The sequence below is a fragment of the Alphaproteobacteria bacterium genome (assembly GCA_016722515.1).
Taxonomy (GTDB): Bacteria; Pseudomonadota; Alphaproteobacteria; order Rickettsiales; family JADKJE01; genus JADKJE01.
On the sequence record JADKJE010000003.1, the window covers coordinates 349,344 to 368,400 of the forward strand.

21 protein-coding genes are annotated in these 19,057 nt (G+C 42.9%); all 21 read right to left on the reverse strand.

Translation table 11 applies throughout. The features are described from left to right. Positions 1-9: 9 nt before the first annotated feature. The 21 genes from IPP74_10140 to IPP74_10240 all read right to left on the reverse strand — a co-directional run bounded on the left by IPP74_10140 (position 10) and on the right by IPP74_10240 (position 18,572). Positions 10-327, reverse strand: a complete 318-nt coding sequence (locus tag IPP74_10140; protein MBL0319627.1) for a hypothetical protein — start codon at positions 325-327, stop codon at positions 10-12. A gap of 60 nt (positions 328-387) precedes the next feature. Then, positions 388-1,116 carry a hypothetical protein gene (locus tag IPP74_10145; protein MBL0319628.1) on the reverse strand — a complete coding sequence of 243 codons (729 nt, stop codon included), beginning with the start codon at positions 1,114-1,116 and terminating at the stop codon, positions 388-390. A gap of 17 nt (positions 1,117-1,133) precedes the next feature. Beyond that, on the reverse strand, positions 1,134-2,252 hold the full coding sequence (locus tag IPP74_10150; GenBank protein MBL0319629.1) for a hypothetical protein: 1,119 nt from the start codon (positions 2,250-2,252) through the stop codon (positions 1,134-1,136). A gap of 3 nt (positions 2,253-2,255) precedes the next feature. Beyond that, entirely contained in the window at positions 2,256-3,341 is a 1,086-nt protein-coding gene (locus IPP74_10155; protein MBL0319630.1) for a hypothetical protein, read from the reverse strand. A 12-nt stretch (positions 3,342-3,353) separates the two neighbouring features. After that, positions 3,354-6,599 carry a host specificity protein J gene (locus IPP74_10160; protein MBL0319631.1) on the reverse strand — a complete coding sequence of 1,082 codons (3,246 nt, stop codon included), beginning with the start codon at positions 6,597-6,599 and terminating at the stop codon, positions 3,354-3,356. Beyond that, positions 6,596-7,231, reverse strand: coding sequence for a tail assembly protein (locus IPP74_10165; GenBank protein MBL0319632.1), 636 nt, complete (start codon positions 7,229-7,231; stop codon positions 6,596-6,598). The genes IPP74_10160 and IPP74_10165 overlap by 4 nt, the downstream gene beginning before the upstream one ends. After that, the gene (locus IPP74_10170; protein MBL0319633.1) at positions 7,203-7,937 is read right to left on the reverse strand and encodes a C40 family peptidase; all 735 of its coding nucleotides are present in this window, start codon (positions 7,935-7,937) and stop codon (positions 7,203-7,205) included. The genes IPP74_10165 and IPP74_10170 overlap by 29 nt, the downstream gene beginning before the upstream one ends. A gap of 2 nt (positions 7,938-7,939) precedes the next feature. After that, positions 7,940-8,647, reverse strand: a complete 708-nt coding sequence (locus IPP74_10175; protein ID MBL0319634.1) for a phage minor tail protein L — start codon at positions 8,645-8,647, stop codon at positions 7,940-7,942. Then, positions 8,644-8,979 carry a phage tail protein gene (locus IPP74_10180; protein MBL0319635.1) on the reverse strand — a complete coding sequence of 112 codons (336 nt, stop codon included), beginning with the start codon at positions 8,977-8,979 and terminating at the stop codon, positions 8,644-8,646. The genes IPP74_10175 and IPP74_10180 overlap by 4 nt, the downstream gene beginning before the upstream one ends. A 10-nt stretch (positions 8,980-8,989) precedes the next feature. Continuing rightward, positions 8,990-11,224 (reverse strand): phage tail tape measure protein, encoded by a 2,235-nt coding sequence (locus IPP74_10185; protein ID MBL0319636.1) that lies wholly within the window; start codon positions 11,222-11,224, stop codon positions 8,990-8,992. Beyond that, positions 11,224-11,409 (reverse strand): DUF1799 domain-containing protein, encoded by a 186-nt coding sequence (locus tag IPP74_10190; GenBank protein ID MBL0319637.1) that lies wholly within the window; start codon positions 11,407-11,409, stop codon positions 11,224-11,226. Before IPP74_10190 ends, IPP74_10185 begins: the two co-directional genes overlap by 1 nt. 161 nt (positions 11,410-11,570) lie before the next feature. Then, a complete protein-coding gene (locus IPP74_10195; GenBank protein ID MBL0319638.1) occupies positions 11,571-11,909 on the reverse strand; it encodes a hypothetical protein in 339 nt (112 codons plus the stop codon). Positions 11,910-11,920: 11 nt separating this feature from the next. Continuing rightward, positions 11,921-12,853 carry a hypothetical protein gene (locus IPP74_10200; protein MBL0319639.1) on the reverse strand — a complete coding sequence of 311 codons (933 nt, stop codon included), beginning with the start codon at positions 12,851-12,853 and terminating at the stop codon, positions 11,921-11,923. Further along, positions 12,816-13,049 (reverse strand): hypothetical protein, encoded by a 234-nt coding sequence (locus tag IPP74_10205; GenBank protein ID MBL0319640.1) that lies wholly within the window; start codon positions 13,047-13,049, stop codon positions 12,816-12,818. Before IPP74_10205 ends, IPP74_10200 begins: the two co-directional genes overlap by 38 nt. After that, the gene (locus tag IPP74_10210) at positions 13,033-13,455 is read right to left on the reverse strand and encodes a hypothetical protein (protein MBL0319641.1); all 423 of its coding nucleotides are present in this window, start codon (positions 13,453-13,455) and stop codon (positions 13,033-13,035) included. Before IPP74_10210 ends, IPP74_10205 begins: the two co-directional genes overlap by 17 nt. Before the next feature lie 2 nt (positions 13,456-13,457). Then, positions 13,458-13,736, reverse strand: a complete 279-nt coding sequence (locus IPP74_10215; protein MBL0319642.1) for a hypothetical protein — start codon at positions 13,734-13,736, stop codon at positions 13,458-13,460. A 7-nt stretch (positions 13,737-13,743) separates the two neighbouring features. Further along, positions 13,744-14,136 (reverse strand): hypothetical protein, encoded by a 393-nt coding sequence (locus IPP74_10220; GenBank protein ID MBL0319643.1) that lies wholly within the window; start codon positions 14,134-14,136, stop codon positions 13,744-13,746. 2 nt (positions 14,137-14,138) lie between these two features. Next, a complete protein-coding gene (locus IPP74_10225) occupies positions 14,139-14,405 on the reverse strand; it encodes a hypothetical protein (GenBank protein MBL0319644.1) in 267 nt (88 codons plus the stop codon). Between the two features lie 60 nt (positions 14,406-14,465). Then, entirely contained in the window at positions 14,466-16,310 is a 1,845-nt protein-coding gene (locus IPP74_10230; GenBank protein ID MBL0319645.1) for a phage major capsid protein, read from the reverse strand. A gap of 175 nt (positions 16,311-16,485) precedes the next feature. Further along, positions 16,486-18,018 (reverse strand): phage portal protein, encoded by a 1,533-nt coding sequence (locus IPP74_10235; protein MBL0319646.1) that lies wholly within the window; start codon positions 18,016-18,018, stop codon positions 16,486-16,488. Between the two features lie 2 nt (positions 18,019-18,020). After that, positions 18,021-18,572 (reverse strand): hypothetical protein, encoded by a 552-nt coding sequence (locus tag IPP74_10240; protein ID MBL0319647.1) that lies wholly within the window; start codon positions 18,570-18,572, stop codon positions 18,021-18,023. Positions 18,573-19,057 lie beyond the last annotated feature (485 nt).

Consider the following 19,057-nt stretch of genomic DNA (forward strand, 5'->3'; position numbering starts at 1 on the left):
CTCTCATCATTAAAACCCCTTTGCGTAATTCAACATCATAATAATGAAGGTCAAGAACGTGCTACATGCCACAACCTTAATTCCACCAATTATCCGGTTGTTGGAAAGGGTCAATTCAGCAACAGCCGTGGAAACCTTCTGTGAGTTTTCACGCACACAATCAAGGATAGCCGTGTGCTGCGTAAGCAATTGAGCATGATTATCCCTGGTTTCACGCAGCATATGGATTTCATGTGTCTGTGAATCAATTCTCTGACATAGAACGGCTGTTAATTCCTTGGTTTTAGCCACTTGCTGCCAAATTTTACTTAATTCTTCCTCTACCATTCTACGCCCCTAATAAAGCAACCAGTTCTTCAAATGTGTTCATTTGTTCAACCATGGCTTCTATATCAACTGCATCAATTGCTTTGTATGCATTTGATGCAGTTTTCCCATCTCTTCATCTTCAAGTCCTATTGCGACAAGCAAGTCGGAGCGACATTGTTTAAGGTCGTGCGCTTTTTTCTCATTTAACATTGCTTTGGTGATTGTCTTTGCTTTATAAATGTCAATCTCAATCGCCTGGGCTGCCTCATTCCACACCCATGCATCACGGAATCTGTGATCATCCGGCAATACTGGATCATAACCAATAAGCACCCAGTCTTTGCCTATTGCGCCCATGTCTATCAATTCATTGCGGTGATATTCTGCCGTATATAAGGGAGTTTCAATTTCAAATACCTTACTTTGAAGTGGTTTTTGCCACAGAACAATGCTCTTCTCTTTATCTACATGGAACCCAACCAGCATATGATTTTCTGGCACTTGTGGGTTTTCTCCTTCTTTCATATCCTTAGCTACCGCTGCAATATCAAACGCAGGATCAACTTCACCATCAATAAGAGGGGTTTGCATTTGAATACTTAAAACAGAAAGAGGAGATTGAAATATAAATCGTGATATTGGTAAAGCTATATCAATCTTTGCTATTATATAATCTTCCGTAATTTGTTGATTTTCATAGAATTTATCCACAAAATCTTGTTGATTGAATTTTGGATGAATTTGTCCATCAACAAAGAAAATAAAATCCAAGCTCCCGTCAGGCTTCTTGTGAACGATATTAACCATGTTTTACTCCTTTTAAATTACCACACATAAACAATAACTTGACCATTTGCACCCGCACCAGAATTTCCAGTTTCAGAGCCGCCGCCCCCGCCGCCTGGGATAGTTCCAGCCGTTGCATTATTTGCATCAAAGCCACCTGCACCACCATTTCCACCGGCATTACTAACCCCACCAGCAGCACCACCAGTTGCTTCCGCACCGCCACCGCCACCGCCGCCTCCATTCATAGCTTTTCCACCGACACCAACAGTATTTTGCCCTAAAGTGTCACCACCACCACCACCACCACCGGCATTAATACCACCATCACCACCGGCAGTTGGCGGGTTGCCTCCATTACCTCCACCAGTACTACCCCCTGAAACAGCCGCGCCGCCTGTAGCAGAAGTAGAACTTGTGCCGACAAGAAAAGCACTCCCACCAGCTCCACCACCGCCACCGGATGCATTAGTACCGCCGCCACCACCACCATAGGCCGTTAACCAACTTCCAAAAGTTGTATTTCCGCCCGCATCGCCATTAGTTGATGCGCCGGTTTTAGCTGCACCACCAGTTCCAACTGTTACCGTTTCAGTTGATCCCAAACTACTTAATAATATGAATCTCTCATTATAACCACCACCACCACCACCGCCTCCAGGCTGTGATGTAGTGCCCCTACCACCACTTCCTCCGGCTCCCCATACTTGAATAAGTGCAAAAGTTCCGAAAGCTGGCTTTGTCCATGTGCCACTAGATGTAAATGCTTGTCTATCCACAAAAGATGCAACTGCACCGCTTTTGCGTAATGTTCCCGTGAAATTGATATCACCTGTTACATCAAGATGATAGCCAGGCGAAGTATTATTTATACCCACATATCCACTGCTATTGACCGTTATTTTAACAGCATTATTAACATAAATTTCATGTTTGCTGGAATCGGCAAGTGGGCCTATTGTTACCCATGCGCTATTTGCACTATTACGGATTTTTAGAAGGCCAAGCGTTGTGTCATACCACAACATGTAAGCATAAGTGGTTGATGGTGCTGTTAAGCCACTATTGTGAGTCACCACAGCCGTTAACACAGTATTTAAGTCACTTCTAAACGATGCCCCCTGTTGATTGGCAATATCATAATCATGCTGTGACATATTTTAGGCTCCCAAAATAGATAATGCAAGATTGGTAATTGATGAATTTAATGAACTAGTTCCATTCTGTAATACAATTTCTATGTAGCTAGTTGTTAAGCTGTTTATTAATACAATTGGAGCTTTAGAGCTAACATATGATATCATTGCTGATGGACAATATTTATTGTCATTCATTGCATTGGTAAAATATATTCTATAAGTATTTGAGCTTGGATTTGTAACAGAAGAAACATTAAAACTATCGTTTATAACTAATCCACCAAATGCGAAACCGTCTGAAAAATTAACCCACGCCTTTGGCACATTCTTGGCAACAGGGTATTTGCCGCTGGCAAATGTCAGTGTTCCATCACTGTTCTTTAATCGGCAAGTTTCAACTGCTCCCGTTCCAAGGACTATATCCACGCCATTTGATGTATAAATAAAGGCTGTGCCATTAATCGCAGCCTGATAATCGGATCCACTATCATTTGAGCCAAGTTTTAAATAGGTTCCAGTATTGCCTATGGCAAGCATATTTAATGCTGTAGAACTTTTCGTTATCGTGGCTATCGCATTGGTAACAGGACTTGTGGTGTTCAACAGAAACTCACCTGCATTTGAAACACGCATCCGTTCTGTTCCATCAACGGTAACAGTCATAACCCCATTGCTTCCGCTATCGCTTACTTCAACGCTGGTGTTGCCCTCTGTTATACTGTCAGGGGCAGCGGTAAATGCTGTGCCATTTTGGCGTAAAGTTCCCGTAAAGTTTATGTCACCATTTACATCAAGGTGATAGCTTGGCGTGGTATCGTTGATACCCATATAACCACTGCTATTAACGGTTACCTTAACGGCATTACTTACGTATATTTCATGTTTGCTTGAATCGGCAAGTGGGCCTATTGTCACCCATGCGTTATTCGCACCGTTACGGATTTTTAACAAGCCAAGTGTTGTGTCATACCACAACATATAAGCAACTGTAGTAGTTGGAGCGGTAGTACCACTATTATTGGATACAGCGGCTGCCAATGCATCGTTCAGATCACTTCTAAACGGCGCACCAGCCTGGTTAGATAAAACATAATCATGTTGAGCCAAGACACCATCCCCCTAGTGCTTGTACCCATACCCCTTGGCTATATAATCGAAACTCCTACTTACCAGTGTACCCGCACTGTTTTTAAACGCAATATCAAAACCTGTCTCATCGGCACTTGTTATATCAAAATAATCACCTGTAGCCATATTTCGCGTTAATATTGCAATGGCTGGGCTTTCCCAGAATGCATTCGTGTAATTAACCGAATATGTCCCTGCACCAGAGGTAATGTTATTACCACTCTCAACGCGATCAGGCATATCTATGGTGACACTTAATTCTTTCACAACAATATTGTGTGTTACATCGCCGGATGTTAGTGATAATTGGAATTGAAAGGCACGTGCAACGTACTGTCCTGTAAAGAATGGTCGCCAACTACTCCATGTTGGTGTACCGCCTGGATCATCTTCTGTCGTTCTAACATATAATAGAGCATTCACATCATCGATATCATCACCATCAAATGAACCCCAATCATCAATGCTATCAAGCCGACTATCGATTAAATCACCCGCATTATAAGCTTCTGCCAGGATGTGAGCGGTTAATTGGCATGTGTATGTGTCCCCAAGGTCTGTTGTTTCAGGGAAAGTATACGTAGCACTGGCCGCTATCCCTCCGTTGCTTTCCACATAGTCCCAATCATCAACAAAGCCCATTTCATCAATGGTCAACTCTGAATCGATAACAAGCCCCCCTAAATCCGCTTGCACTGCGCAATTGGTTTTAGTACCGGTGAAACCTGGATGTTCTGTGATTGTCTCAACGACATTCATAACCAATAATTGAGCAATCGTTGTTGTCACACTGCTAGCTGTAACACTCACATTACCGCTACTATCAACAAATTTAGCCAGGTAAGTACCAGGTACGTGTGGTAAACTCACATTGGTAGTTATCCCTGGCAGGGCTGGCCCAATATCAATGGCATTTGTCCATGTAGCATCAACGTCAATATCAGGTGTATGTCTGATTCTCACATACCCACCAATCAACACATCCAGATCAACTGATTGTGCCCAAGTTAAATGAGCCGTTCCATTATCTATTGAAACCAATGAGAAATTTTCTACATTCCCTGGCGGGGCAAGCTTACCGTAAATGGTTTCAACTTCGGTTGCTGCTATTGACCTTTTTTCAATTATCGATAATGCAAAGACCTTGAAGGTATATTCACCTGGTTGCGCATCAAAAATATCAATGGTGGTACTGGTTGTGCGTGGCAATATTACATAGTTTCCATTATCACGCTTATACCATACTTCATATGCCGTAGCCCTGCTTACAGAATTCCATGAGGCAGTAACCACCACCACAACACCATTCTGTGAATCATAAAGATATTCCGTTATTTCCAAGCCTGTTGGTGTATCCGGTGCATTCGTTAAGGTACTGATATTAGGCGCGACTAATGCAATGTCCTGCTCGATTAAATCAAACTTGCCTTCATTGTGGGCAACTGCGGTTATCTCATAAAGCCCGTCACCAGTTTCAACCATGGCAAGTACACGGAAGGTTTGAACCTCGATGTTAGGACTTGATAAAACCCATATAGCATTATTGGCTGGCTCGCTGGTGAAATCTTCGGTTACTGTGATGACTCTATCCGTGATATCACTTACAGTACGGGTATCCATTGTGCCATCTTCCAACATCACATATAGAGTGTATGTATCCCCACCGGCCAGGGCAACATCATCATCCGCGGTTATGGTGGTGGCAGTACTTGCCATAACACGCCCACCAAGCCTTTCACCTGATCTATCCCTATCCTGCACCTTAATGATTTGACCTGGTCGTACAAGTGCGGCCTCAATACCACAGGAAAATGATACGGTTTCAGTTTCAAGCCTTTCTGTGTATAGTAACCATTTACCTACACGGTGAGCCTGGCCCTGGCTGTTACATCCAATTGCAATAATGGATGTCTCAACAATCCCATAACGGGCAATTCCTTCTGGGTCTTCCACATAGGTTGGTACAAGTTTTGAAAAGTTATTTGGGTCGTTATACGACACAATCGCAACGGTGTGCCTGGTCTTGCGGCTGCTCCCTGAATAGGTAAACATGCCCTCTTTAACGTTGGTCACATTGAAGATTTTAACTGCATCTTGCGGTGAATCTTGTACAGCCGTTAATACACCAGCAGACCAATACAGCAATCCCCTAAAGATGGATGCCATGTCTTGAAGGATTTTATAGGCCTCTTCTTGCGTTTGGATGTAAAGGTTACATGTAAAGCGCGGTTCAGTCCCCCCAAAACCATCATCAACCATTTCATCACAATAGCGGCCAATGGTGTAAAGTGTCCATTTATCAATCTGTGCATCATTGATAAAATTTCCAAGACCATAACGGGTATTTGTTAACAGGTCAAAGAAGCACCAGGCTGGATTATTTGAATAGGCAATGTCAAATTCACCGTCCCATTCGCCGGTATATTCCCTTGTCTCTGGATCATAATTGGATGGAATTTGAATGCGCATCATTTTAACGTGATAGCTGCGTTGTGGTACTTGATTAAACTGTTGAGAATCAATCACAGTGGCAACGATTGCGCTATTGGGATACCGCAATTTAGCGTCAATAATTTCGGTGTATGTATCCCAATATGTTTTATTATTTAAAACAACCTCTTCACTGTCATCCGTGATACGGCGTACCCGTACATCCCAAGGTGCATCGCCACCAAGGGGAATGAGGTAAGAACGTTGATATTTAGTTGTTGTCTTACCGCTTATGGTATCCGTGAGCATTTCGACATAGCCGCCACCATCGGCTTGCACATCTATGGCAATATCCACGGTCGTTCCATTTATATCACCATTGGAACTATCCTGGATCGTTAATTGCGGCACACTGATAGTGACTCGAACATTGTTAACATCTACATTGCTAATTGATCGTACCACTGGTGAAGCTTGCGTCACCTCAACAAAGACACTCTCTTCACTCTCAACACCTGGAAAGCCTGGTATATAACTTTGTCCCTGTGTCCCATCCCTGGTTGCAACTGTCACACCAGTAAAGTTGAATGTACCATCATCATTTTGCAGGGGTGTTTCATTAAGGTAGATTGACTTCATACCGTTAACAAGACCCTCAATTTCACCTTCACAAAGTAAGTCTATTACCCGCGCAAAGGCGCGTGAACGCAAAGAGTCAGGAGCTTCTACAGGCGTATGTGAGCTTCCGCCACCGCCTTTTCCGCCACCACCCCCGTATCCAATAATGCGTTTTGATTTATCTATCATGCAAAATCACTCATTGCTGTATAATCATCCGCCGTAATACCGGCACTAACCACCGCGCTACCAATAAATAGTTCGCCATACCCAAGTGGTACAGGATGGCCTTGTGCTGTGGTATTAACGGGGCCATTGAAATAATAGGATGGTTTGTTTTCTGGTGCTTCGGAAGGGCTACCAGCCTTGGGTTGTGGTGCTAGCAATGAGGTAACACCACCTAGCAACAGTGAGGTTCCAAAGCTGAATAACACACTCCCAATGGTTGGAGACCAGGAACCAAGCGTAAACAAAGCCGTTGTTCCTAAGCCTGGCACAAATATGGCTGTGGCAATCAATGCAGCTCCAAGCACTATTCCAAGGAACCCGCTTTTTGCTCCCCCAATCACCGGCACAATATCAATACGGCCACGCTCCCCTACGGGGTGATGCATCGTTTCGGGATTAGGTATGATCATTTCATCATTAATCAATACCTTATACCCAACTTGCTGTTGTTCTGATTCGATTAAATGCCGTTCGAATCTTGGGAAATTGGCGCACAATGCCTTTACCGCTTCCCCCGCACTGCGTACAATATAATGATGCACTTCCCCAAATTCACGGGCAAGGTCACCGTGTAACCGTATTGTCCTTTTCATCGATTCCCCCGAATCTTAAAATGTCAGTTGTATGTTTTTTATAGTAGCCGCCGTAAACTTCGCGTGTAGATAGGCGGTTGAATAAATGGTGTAATATCTGGTCATTGCCCAAATAGATTGCCCCGTGATTAGGCACATTTGATTTAACCTGCATGAGGATCACATCACCTACCTGTAGCCGTTCTGATTCCATTTTATAGAATCCGGCCAGGCCAAAGTTTTGGCGGTATAAATCTTCTCCTTTTTTCCACCATTCATCCTGGCGTTCAAAATCGGGTAATTCAATTCCCCTTTCCTGGATATACCAATCGCGGATTATGCTGTAACAATCCAGTACGCCATGTGTCCATTCACGCCCTACAAGCGGCGCACGGTATCCGGTTGGTTCAAGCGTATACCATGCTTGGTTTGGATACCCAACGATATACCAAGGAAGTTTTGTTTTCTCACATGCAACCATATCTGCTTGACTTGGTTTTGGGCTGGCGTTGGGATGTGAATGCACAACAGCTTTAATGTTACCCATGCAACTTGCCATTAGGTAATCTTTCGGATCGAGAATGAATTGATGGTCATTATCAGCATTATTCCGGCACGCATAATATTTAAACACACCGGCATTTTCGACAATTAGGCCGCAACATTCACTTGGGTATACATTCTTTGCGTGTTCAATTATTTTGGCTTTCAATTCTTCATTTAACATTATTATCCCTCAATTAACCCCGCGCCTGGGAAACCGCCAAATGGCAATTCACTGGTTGCCCCAAACCTCAATTTACATGAGTTAAGACGCTTACCACACACATCAAGACTTGAATCTGTTGTTGATGAATCATCCACTTTAAAATAATCAGTACCCACATACCCACATTCCCCACCTCGATAAAGGAACGGACAAAGTCCTTGAATAATCTGGCGGCGCGGCAATTTTATACCCGTCACATCAAATGCACTGGTTAATTCGAATTCGCAGACCAGCTTGTTTTCAGTTACCTTCCGATCAATGTAAAAAATGTCGTCTGGAAATTCTGCCGTATCGTCTGCATCTGGATTTACTCCGCCATCAAAATTTACAGCGTCAAGGTATCTTGCCAACGTACGTTTCCTGGTTACCTTACCTCCCACCATGTCATCATGAGCCAATATTAAGGCGGTGATGGTTCCCATGGCGTTAGCTAGGCTGATCTTTGGGCGCGGCAATTGTCCATTGGTACTATAGTCAAAGCCGCTTGCAGTACAAGGCCAAGCTGAATAAGTTTCACCTTGCCACACAAGGGCTTCACTCAATCCATTTGATCCGGCATGAAATCGGTAAATCGTTCCGCCAAGCTCGGTTAAATCCACCTCAAACATTTCCATTACGGCGGACGGCGCAAGCTTTTGAATTTCACTGGTGATTAATGTGCTGGTCATGCTTCAAACACCTGCTCAAAGGTTGCTGAAATACTGATTAGGTTGCCTATGACATAACTTTTTGACCAGTTACGGCATACAAACTTACCAGCACTGCCACCTGGTGGTGTCCAGTCAAAACTTTCAATACTGCCCCGCGCCGCTAGGAAGTCATCAATGGCATTTCCATCCGTTTCACTCCAATTAGTAAAATTCAAATCCCATATTTCAGGGTTGGTATTGATACCATCCGATTGTCGCTGTTCGTATCCATCCCCAAACCTAACGGATTTTGTACGAGGTTCACGGCGTGCTGTTGCACCATAATCCGGTGCATAAGTAAACGTTGGCATTTATTCCCCCTTATGCCTGTGAAGTTGAACGATTCAACAATCCCCCTGGTAACATTTCTTTCAGGATCATTGATTTAACAAGGGCTGCCAGAGATTTTCCCAATTCCGCGCCATCCTTATTGTTTCCTCGTGTTGATTCCTGACCTTGGCCGGTATTATTAATCGTTAGATTAACCATCACATCACCTGTTTGGCCTTGGCCTTTTAAGGTAACGGGTATGGTGCGGCCATCCGGTAATGGTACATAGGCTTCTGGCGTGCTTCCTTCACCAAAGATTGCCATTTGCGGATTGTTTGCTACGCCGCCACGCGAATATGCACGCAACGGGATTGAGCCGGCGGATGTCATCACACCACCATTAGCATGTAGCCATGGCATGGCTGAACCAAGGTCATGCTGTGGGCTAAATATGCTACTAAATGCACTTCTAAAACCGCCAATAGCACTCACAAGAGATTGTTGCACTTGTATCCTGATTAAATCCGCAATGATACTTCGCGCCATATCCTTGAAGTTCAGCTTTCCAGTCATGGCAAAGTTAACAAGCGCATCTTCCATGCCCTTAAAGGCGGTGGTGAACAAATTCTTTGCTCCCAACGCAGCATTCTTAGCACTTTCCATATAATCATTAAAGGCTTGGGCTGCTCCGGCTTGAAAAGTGCGTTGCTGTTCGTAATTCAACTGCATTAAGGCCAGACGTTGATTTTTAATCTGTTCTGTGGCCGCCTTCAATTCTGCCGCCCCTTCCTTAGTCATATCTTTACTTTTCGTTTGATACTCCAAGTCTATACGACGTGCTTCTTTGAGTTTATCCACTTCGATGGTCGACATTCCAATATAGGTAATTTCATCCTGCATTAACTGGATGGATTGATTTTCTTTCATCAAATAGTCGTCAAGGTCTTTACTTTCTTTGGCACGCGCCCTTTTGGTCAATGCCGCTGTAAGTGCGCTAGATAATTCATTGTATGCCTTCGTGCCTTTATTAATACCTGACGCTTCCAGGTCGGCAAGATTCACTGATATTTCACGCTCCAGATTAGAAAGCTTCATGGCAGCGGCTTCCGCGTTGATCTTCGCTATTTTATCGCGCCATTTATCTACCCCGTCATTTTCTCCAATTCCGCCACCACTTCCCCCTGTCTTTTTTGGCTCAACCTCATTAAATTTAGGGTCAGTCATGCCAAATAATCGTCCTGTCATGCTTCCTGACTCTTTCGAAAATAGGGAAGTTGCCCCAGAAACAAAATCATTCCCAACACCAGCAAGGCGTTTTCCACCCCTCTTCAAGGCGGCAGCTACAGTATCTTTAGTAAAGATGGCCGTACCAGCTTCAATCAGTGTATTTATGCCTGTGGTCAATGCCCTTACAGACTGAACAATGCCCATGACACCCAAAGCAACATAACGTGCTACTTCTCCAACAGCCACCAATCCATCGCGGAATAATTCTGTTAACCCATAACCATCACCAGTGGATTTACCCAATTCCTTAAATCCAATCATCATGGCGTTAAAACTTGGTAGGATTCCTTCCAGAATTTGGGAAGTCACCTGCATAAAGCTCCCTTTTAATACCGTCATGGAATCACCGGCTTGATCTGCGAGCTTGATGAAATTTCCACTAAAGGCATAATTCATTTTCTCAATGGCTTCCGGCCCCTGGTTTAGGAAGGGGATCATATCCGCGCCATTTTTACCAAACAGCTTTACAGCAATGGCGGTTTTATATGCGCCATCTTCCATATTGTGAAATTTCTTTGCTACCTCAAGGATTAATTTATCACTGTCACGCAACGCACCATTTGCATCATAAATATTGATGCCTAATGCGCCAAATGCTTTTGCTGCACCACTCCTGACATTTGATTCCGCATCAACCAGGTTAATATTAAATTTCTTAATGGATTGAGCAAGTGTATCAACAGTAACTCCAGCCGTACCGGCTGAGGTTGACCATGCACTTAAGGTAGTAGCGGATACACCAACTTTTTGGGCAAGGTCATTAAATTCATCGGCAAGGGCAATGGTTTCAAAGGCAAGGTCTTTGACCATTTCAATACCTTTGAAGGCAACGAAACCAGTTAGAAATACTTTTGAAGCCTTGCCAAGCAATGCAAAACCACGGCTCGCATTTTCGCTTTGCGTAGATATGGATTTGATTTCTTTCTGTAATTCCTTAACGGAATCCATGCCTGTAACACTGGCAATGATCTTAAAACTGGATTCTAAATTAACAGCCATTAAGTGTCCCCTGCGCTTTTGTTAAGCACACTTAATGCGGCCTGCTCCATTATGAGCAAATCTTCAAACACACCCCTTTTATCATTTATATCATAAAGCTTCATGGTTTCAAAGACCGCTGTATAATCCAAACCTATAAAACCACCAAAAGATGTTCTCCATTGTGTTTGGATGCGCAAAAACATTTTCACGGCTTCTTCATTTTCTGGCAGAATTTCAAATTCATTTTGGACTAATTTTAATCTGGCCGCTTCGATTACATCAGCGGGTGCACCAAATGCTTGAAGGTCACTGATTGTTGTATCAATCGTTTGACCTTCACCCGCCCACCGTTTAGCGGCCTCTATCAGTTTTTTCTTTTTGCACCATTCAGGCTTTCTAAAAAAGCAAGGACAATTGCGCTTGCACAGCCGGTTACATCAAGCAATTTTTCAAGGTTTTCATCACTAAATGGTATTTCACTTGTACCATCGAATACACCATTCCAACCGACAAGTGCTAACCTAGCTATATCCAAATCATTGACTTGACCGGCTTCAATCTTGCCTGTTATATCAATGATTTCTGTTTGGCTGATCCGGCGAAACACTGCATTAAATGATTGTTCTTCATATTTTCCACCGTCAATTGCACTTTTAATTATCACTGGCCATGTATACGTGCCAGAATTATTCAACTTAAACATTTAACCCCCCATTATATTATTGTAATCTTAAAGTCATCATTTCCAGTATTTGGTATAGGTTGGAATGGAATTGACAACATATTTACCCCGTTACTGTCTTGATATTCAGGGTTTCCAATATCAACAATTGAACAATCAACCTTGACTTTATATCCACTCGTTACACCATGGGTGATTGTTAATGCACCTGTCGTACCTGCCTGGGAAATTGCAAAGAAATCTTTGGTTCCAATTGCTGGTGATTCAATCAGTAACTGACCACTCGGTTTTCTATCCGTCAATTGCACATACTCATTACCACCAATGCGTGATATGAAATCCAATTGATTATTTAGGTTAAGATTAAACGATTGAAGTACACCAGAGTATGAATAGAAGCTAAATGCTGTGGTGTTGGTATTGTTCGCCACAATAGGGTCTTTAAAGCCTGTATAAGTACATGACGGTGCGGAAGCAGCAATAGGGGCTACATATATGCCAACAAAACGGAATTTAAATTTAGGTATCTGGTTAGCCTCAATCATTAACTCAACGTTGCCACGACAACCATTCAGTTCATGAAGCGTTCCATCCATATTATGATAAATAGTTACGCTTTCAAAACTTGAACTTATAGGGTCATACTCAACTTTTGTACTTGCTGTAATTGTTTCAGCAAGGCCACATGCACGCAGTAATGGCCCATATCCTGGTGCAGTTCCTAGTGCACCAGAGCCTTGCATTTCAACTTCAAACTCTATTTCAACGTGAGTATTCGCATTTAGTTGTGAATAGTTTGCAAGATAACCCATTATTAATTCACGACTAACCTGCTCTGCCATCAATGGCCTAATGGTCATATTACTTACCAAAATGGCATTAGAACCGCCGGTTGGCGTAGGATCAGTACCATATGACGATTCAATTTTAGCGAGTATAGTTTGCTTTCTGGTTAGCTGTACCATGGTATTTATCTCCCTCAATTTTTTCTTGCTTCTCCGGCAATCCCTTTGCAGTTAATTCCCGTTTATCTTTCTTGGCCTTATTCAGAAAATCAGCTACATCTTGTGGCGATCTTGTGCGCTCCACTAACACCCTAACACCATCTTGTATGATGTAACTGCCCCCATGCCCTAAATTCTCATCATTGACTAAGGTCATTTAGTACCGTCCTATACTTGATGTTATAATCACACATCACCAATCCCATAGGCTGGTCACCATCAAGGAAATCGTACTGTACCGTCATTGCTTGTACGTCCTGGCATAGACCACCTAACGTTAAATCAGCGGATATCTTGCTATGCAAACTCAATATTGTTGCATCGGCTTGCTGGTCTGGTATGTCTCCACGTGCAATCACTGTTATTCGCACAAGTAATGCCCACTCATAATTGTTAAGGGTTATTTGCTGTGCAATATCTTGCACTGGTTCAATTAAAATTGCAGGGGTTTCGGCACGAGTGAAGGCTTCTGTGCGACTGCGATAAATACGAGCTGATACGCCGGTTGTGCCAGCCAACACCGTTGCTATTGCAGCCAATATTGATTCCCTCTTAGTCGTCATCCCTATACCTTCGACAACATAGCCATACTGATATAGCCGTCATCTTCTTTAATCACCTGCCGTACAACGTATGATTCACCATTTACCGTAATGCTGCTATTGTATACCAGACCAGGGAATAGGGCAGTTTTGAACCTAATCATATATTCAGTGCTCAAAACTGTATCACCCATCCTAACTTGATCTGGCGTATCCAATATTACCTTGCCTGTATACGCGCCAAACGTTGCGTCAACTCCGAAATCTATAAAATAATTTGAGATATCTTCGTTGAAACTCATGGCTTACCTATGCAGGATATTTTTGTGTGGCCGTAGCAATAATACTCAAATCATATTCTGGTGAATTAGTGCCACCAATATCACCATCAACCCTTATGTATTCTTTCAAATTATCCTTATTCAAGGATATGCTTTGAGTACTAGAACCAGTGGTTAATCCGGTAAATGCACCACCAGTAATATCCGTCCACGTTGAATTGTCGCTACTCTCTTGCAGCTTCAATGCTAAAGTTGGGTTTGTTCCAGCGCGGTTGATCGCATCTAAAGTAATGGTCATTTCACCTTCAAGATATTTGGTTTGAAGGTTCACACCAGTACTATCAAAATCTGCTGTTTTGGTTGCAAGGGCTAAAATCGCAAAGATCGTTCTAGAATCCCCCATGTTGACTGCGTATGGCATAGCTATTCCCCTTTATTTTTCTGTGATTTCTGTGATTTCTGTGATTTCTCAACCATCGATTTGTCTTCAGGTTCTTCTTCGATCGTCTCAACCACTGATACGCTCTCGTATTTCTTTGCCTTATTATAGCAAATCAATACCCTGGCTTCTGATTCCGGCAATTCTAGGATTTCACCTGGTTTAACAAGTCTGCCTTTTGCCATGGTTTGTTTGATTATCTCAACAATCATGGTTTTGTTTTTTGGCTGTTCATACATTTCTATTGGCATATATTTCCCTGTTTTATGTAGGTGGGCGTATTTAAACGCCCACCACATAGTCCCCCACGATTAGAGCGTGTTATTTCCGCGACAGAAGCTAACTGGATGTCTTACTGCGATATCCACATCTTGGAATGCAGTTACCCGCACGTTACCAGTAGATGATGCGCTATATGGATCAACCAGAAGATCTAACCCACTCCAGAATCCAAGTATCAAGTCCGCCCAATTACCAAACCAAAAATCACCACTTGCAACCTGGTTTGAGGCCTCGGCACGATATCCGTTTACGGTGTTACCTGGCTCCCAAATGAACTGGCCGGTGCTGCTTGCTTTTTCAGTCGTTTTCAAGCCACCTCTACCGGTTGCATTCAAGGCATAAGCCAAGGTTCCAAGGTCGGCATTATCAGCAGCTACTTCTGTTTCAAGCTGCACGATTTCGGCAAATGTTGGCGCGGCGGCAGCAAAATCAACCGTATTAATACCCGATACGTTTTTGACACCTGTTGGTTGGTTAGATGATCCAGAACCATACAAAGCTGCCGCATCGATAGCCAAACCAAGCACCCTTGCCAAGTCATTTTTAACCATGTTTTCCACGTCAATAGATGACTGTAAAAACAATTTACGGCTAAAATCAGTGAATGCGCCCAAAGTTTTAGGCCCCATCGTGACTTGATCAACAGCCTGTTGACTTTCAGTTGGCGCACTTCCCTCAGCTACCCAGTATGCAGTTGCGCCACTTGTTTGTCTTGGTATTGCAATATTGCCTACCAGATCATTCAAAGTAGTTGCACCCAAACGTTGGATTAACATACGATTACGCAAAAGCTCAATAAAGCTTCCAGAAATCAAATTTGTTGCCACCAAGTGGCCACCAGCAGTTGATGTACCAACCGTTAAATCACGTTTACCACCTTCTGGTGTATAGTCATGGCGCAATACGTCTACGGGGATGAATACACCCTTTGGACTCTTGCCGCTTCTTTCGGCGGCATAATTACATACTTCCATTTCATAAGCTGCCTTTCTGAATGCAGCCATATCACCCGTTGCACGGCCAGCAAGACCACCCATTAAACGCAACAATGAGAAGCGTTGAACGTCTTTTTTATCTAAATCCAATGCCCCACTTGGAACGGGTTTAAAACCTTCACCCATTTTGGCAACCAGTGCGCGGCTGAAATCATCCGCACTTTTACCATTATTGATGAATTCACGGGCTAGTTCTAATCCGCCATGGTCTTTAAGATTCTGCCCCATTTGTGTAATTTCATTTACACGCTTCCTTTCCATTTCAACACCACGCTGTTCAAAAACGCTTTCATCTTGCGCATATGCACTACGTTCAACATTCTGTACTACTTGTTCTTTGCTCATTTGATCCCCCAAATTGATCTTATTTTCGTTATTGATTTGCTCTTCTTTGATTTCGAGTTGTCGGCCAACTCCAACCGTGTTATCTGCCGGAATAGCCACAATGCTTATCTCGTACGGTTCCCAATCCGTGACGCGATAAACTGGTTTATCATCCTGCACCCCCGTTTTTTCGGCGGAATGAATTTGATAGCCAACCGATACCTTACGGCGGATACCATCCATTACATCTTGAAAGATTTCATTTGCCCGCTGGCTATTGCCAAAACGCACAACTACACTTCCGACACGATCCGTACGAATTTCAACGCTTTCCACAACGCCTATCTGGTCGCACGCATCATGATCCATAAGCAAGGGCGCACCATCACGTAAACGCCCAAGTCTGATTGATTCTGGTGAATGATCTAGGATTTCATATCCAAACCATTGCAATGCCATTTCCTCACTTGAAAAGGCAAGCTGAACTGTACGTTCATCCTGGTTGATTGCTTCCCTGGTAACGGTAAAGCTTCGATATTGCTTTTTATCTTTCATCGTTAGTCCCTAGCGTCATTAAATAACGTTAGGTTAGGAGACAGAAGGGGTGGGTTACATTAAGTTAATAACAAAAGGAATCTCGTTATGAATCATCTGCCCCCTAACCTAATGTTATCCTTCCCGATTTTTATTAAAGTTGAAAAAACAGTATCTTGCAACAACTTTTTAAACATTATATTGAGGTATCTTGATTAACAGATTGATTATTAAGCATATTAAGCATATTTTGATCGCTTAAGATTTCTGAAATTCCTAGTTCTTCTGCACGTTTTTTCTCTTCGGCAAGTTGGAAAAATACATCTTCAATATCACCGCCTTGTTCTGCGATTGCATCCGCACGTGATTTTAAACCTCTACTTATTTGCTGAATATTTGCATCCGTATCAGCACGCGGATCAACCCATTGCCATCTACGGCCTTGCCATTTACCTACATTGAATTTTTCAAATTTTGTTAGAGGCAAGGCACTACCATTAGGCAAGGTTATAGCTCCATGCAACAATGCCATTTTTAACCACTCTGAAAAAATAGGTTCTAAAAAGTGGGTAATAACCCAATCCTGCCAGACCATCCAGTTATCACGTTCAGATAGCGCACCAGAACGCATACTTGAAAAATTCACTCCTTCCAAATCATTTGCCAGGGCATTATATGAAACGCCAATACCGCTTGCGATTGCACGAAGGCATGATTTAACGAATGTACCAAACATGGCATGTGGGTAATCAGGATCAAAAGCCGTGAAGCTCACACCATCCGGCAATACATCAAATTGCCCTGGCTCTGCTTCCGTGCGCAATTCTCCATTTGATTCTGTACTGTCGGCTAACATGCTACCGTCACCATCCGGTGTCGTATAAAAGCCCATTTTTGCCGCACCAATACGTGAGGCAATAATTGCCGCCTCCTCATACGCCCCCAAATTTTGCATTCTAAACATCGCCGCATGAAGGGCTGGTATACCGCGCACTTGTTCCGGTCGATCCATGACAAACTTATGAATGATTTCATTCGCTGGTATGCGCAAATATCCTTTACCACGATAGCTATAATAGGCATTATCCCCAGGGTGCTTTGCTAGGATATGGTAGGCTACAGGCTTGCCAAAGCTGGTAAGTTCAACCCCCATTCGTATTTCATTACCATTTTCAAGGTTGGTGTTATAATCCACATCCAGCCTATCAATATCAAGCACCTGAATCCCGAAACCATAGCTATTGGCATTTTTCCCATATACCTTCCTCATTAATACTTCGCCTTCGCGCAACAATCCGGCCATGAATAGATTCTGAATATCCCAAAATGAGCATTGGCCTGTTACCTCACATACCCCAGGCTTTGACCATTTATCAAAGTGGCTTTCAATCGCGTCACTGGCAAGTTTATCAAGTTTAATTGGCTGGCCTTTGGCCTGGTCATCTTTCACCTTGATTTGCAGGGTAAATCCAGACGGCCCCACCACGTTAGTTTTTGCCATACGCAAAAAATTGCACGCAAAAGGGTCATTTTGGAAAAGATCACGTGATCTTGCCTGTAAGGTTTTAAGTGAGCGTTGAAGGTCGTAATTAATAGAGGTTGATTGCGTTGTCCAATTATTGGTTAACCTAGTCAATTGAGCCGCATTAAAGGTACGCTTAACATGCTTCAAAACCTCTTTCTTTGGGTAATAACCCGCGCGTGCGGCGATTTTATTAATCAACCCCATAATCAGAACCTCACCTTTATTCTATTTTTCAATGGTATGCCGTTTGCCATCTTGTCCAAATTAATCAAGCGGTTATATTCTGCAAGGTAAACATCACGCAGTTTTTTTAGTTCGAGTATGGGAATTTTTTTCATTGACCGATTGCCAATCGTATATTCTTGTGTATCCCCTTCCGCACGGCCTTCCAAAACATCTTCTATTAAATCTACCATTTTCTTGGCGTGAATCCGCGCATCATAGGTTGTTTCTGCTGCAAAGTTTGGGATAACAGTAATAGTACCGCTATCAACTAAGAATCGTTGGGATGATTTGGTTACATAGGCTTGCCACTGATACACACCGGCAGTATAGGCGGCTGTGGTGGCGGCTGACAAACTCACAAGATGGTCACTGCCACTTGCAGTTGCGGTAATTGTTATTTTATGAGCGGAATTAATCAGGGCGTATGTTAAAACCCAACTATCGTTTGCCGGATAGTCAGTTAAAGATTTAGTCCAAGATACTGTATCACCTGATATAAATTCCAACGGCTCGTTGGTTGCGATTTCTGGCACTTTTCCCCCATATCCAGAAACCCATCCCCACTTTCCATTATATTTTTATTTCGTTAAATCACAAGTGGGGTTTATCAACCACCTTGCATAAATCAATCTTTAAAACGGCGAATTCGCTTAGATGTTAGGCGAATTCGCCTAACTATATTGCTATTGCGAAAGCTTGTGTTATAAGGATAAATGGGCGGCATAATGTCGTTCATGTCCTGCTTAGCAAGGACACTATAGGTATAAGGTTACTGCCTTACACCTTGCCTGTTAACAGGATGGTTTTTAACTCTAATTCAGGTAAATCTGATGAAGAAAGAATCTATCTTGAAGAAACTGGCAAGGTTGTTACAAGCAACCTTGCCGGTCTTAAAGGTCATTTTAGAGATTATAAAAGCTCTAAAATCCTTCTAATTCCAGAGGGTGTCTAGTTTACTAGACATCCTCACCTATAGTGGATATCCTAACATAAAATTGTTAAGTTTCAATGAAAAGGC

Excerpts from the sequence above, each read along its gene's own strand:
- IPP74_10140 (MBL0319627.1), bottom strand. The coding sequence starts at position 327 with ATGGTAGAGGAAGAATTAAGTAAAATTTGGCAGCAAGTGGCTAAAACC.
- IPP74_10145 (MBL0319628.1), bottom strand. The coding sequence starts at position 1,116 with ATGGTTAATATCGTTCACAAGAAGCCTGACGGGAGCTTGGATTTTATT.
- IPP74_10150 (MBL0319629.1), bottom strand. The coding sequence starts at position 2,252 with ATGTCACAGCATGATTATGATATTGCCAATCAACAGGGGGCATCGTTT.
- IPP74_10160 (MBL0319631.1), bottom strand. The coding sequence starts at position 6,599 with ATGATAGATAAATCAAAACGCATTATTGGATACGGGGGTGGTGGCGGA.
- IPP74_10165 (MBL0319632.1), bottom strand. The coding sequence starts at position 7,231 with ATGAAAAGGACAATACGGTTACACGGTGACCTTGCCCGTGAATTTGGG.
- IPP74_10170 (MBL0319633.1), bottom strand. The coding sequence starts at position 7,937 with ATGTTAAATGAAGAATTGAAAGCCAAAATAATTGAACACGCAAAGAAT.
- IPP74_10175 (MBL0319634.1), bottom strand. The coding sequence starts at position 8,647 with ATGACCAGCACATTAATCACCAGTGAAATTCAAAAGCTTGCGCCGTCC.
- IPP74_10180 (MBL0319635.1), bottom strand. The coding sequence starts at position 8,979 with ATGCCAACGTTTACTTATGCACCGGATTATGGTGCAACAGCACGCCGT.
- IPP74_10185 (MBL0319636.1), bottom strand. The coding sequence starts at position 11,224 with ATGGCTGTTAATTTAGAATCCAGTTTTAAGATCATTGCCAGTGTTACA.
- IPP74_10190 (MBL0319637.1), bottom strand. The coding sequence starts at position 11,409 with ATGTTTTTGCGCATCCAAACACAATGGAGAACATCTTTTGGTGGTTTT.
- IPP74_10195 (MBL0319638.1), bottom strand. The coding sequence starts at position 11,909 with ATGTTTAAGTTGAATAATTCTGGCACGTATACATGGCCAGTGATAATT.
- IPP74_10200 (MBL0319639.1), bottom strand. The coding sequence starts at position 12,853 with ATGGTACAGCTAACCAGAAAGCAAACTATACTCGCTAAAATTGAATCG.
- IPP74_10205 (MBL0319640.1), bottom strand. The coding sequence starts at position 13,049 with ATGACCTTAGTCAATGATGAGAATTTAGGGCATGGGGGCAGTTACATC.
- IPP74_10210 (MBL0319641.1), bottom strand. The coding sequence starts at position 13,455 with ATGACGACTAAGAGGGAATCAATATTGGCTGCAATAGCAACGGTGTTG.
- IPP74_10215 (MBL0319642.1), bottom strand. The coding sequence starts at position 13,736 with ATGAGTTTCAACGAAGATATCTCAAATTATTTTATAGATTTCGGAGTT.
- IPP74_10220 (MBL0319643.1), bottom strand. The coding sequence starts at position 14,136 with ATGCCATACGCAGTCAACATGGGGGATTCTAGAACGATCTTTGCGATT.
- IPP74_10225 (MBL0319644.1), bottom strand. The coding sequence starts at position 14,405 with ATGCCAATAGAAATGTATGAACAGCCAAAAAACAAAACCATGATTGTT.
- IPP74_10230 (MBL0319645.1), bottom strand. The coding sequence starts at position 16,310 with ATGAAAGATAAAAAGCAATATCGAAGCTTTACCGTTACCAGGGAAGCA.
- IPP74_10235 (MBL0319646.1), bottom strand. The coding sequence starts at position 18,018 with ATGGGGTTGATTAATAAAATCGCCGCACGCGCGGGTTATTACCCAAAG.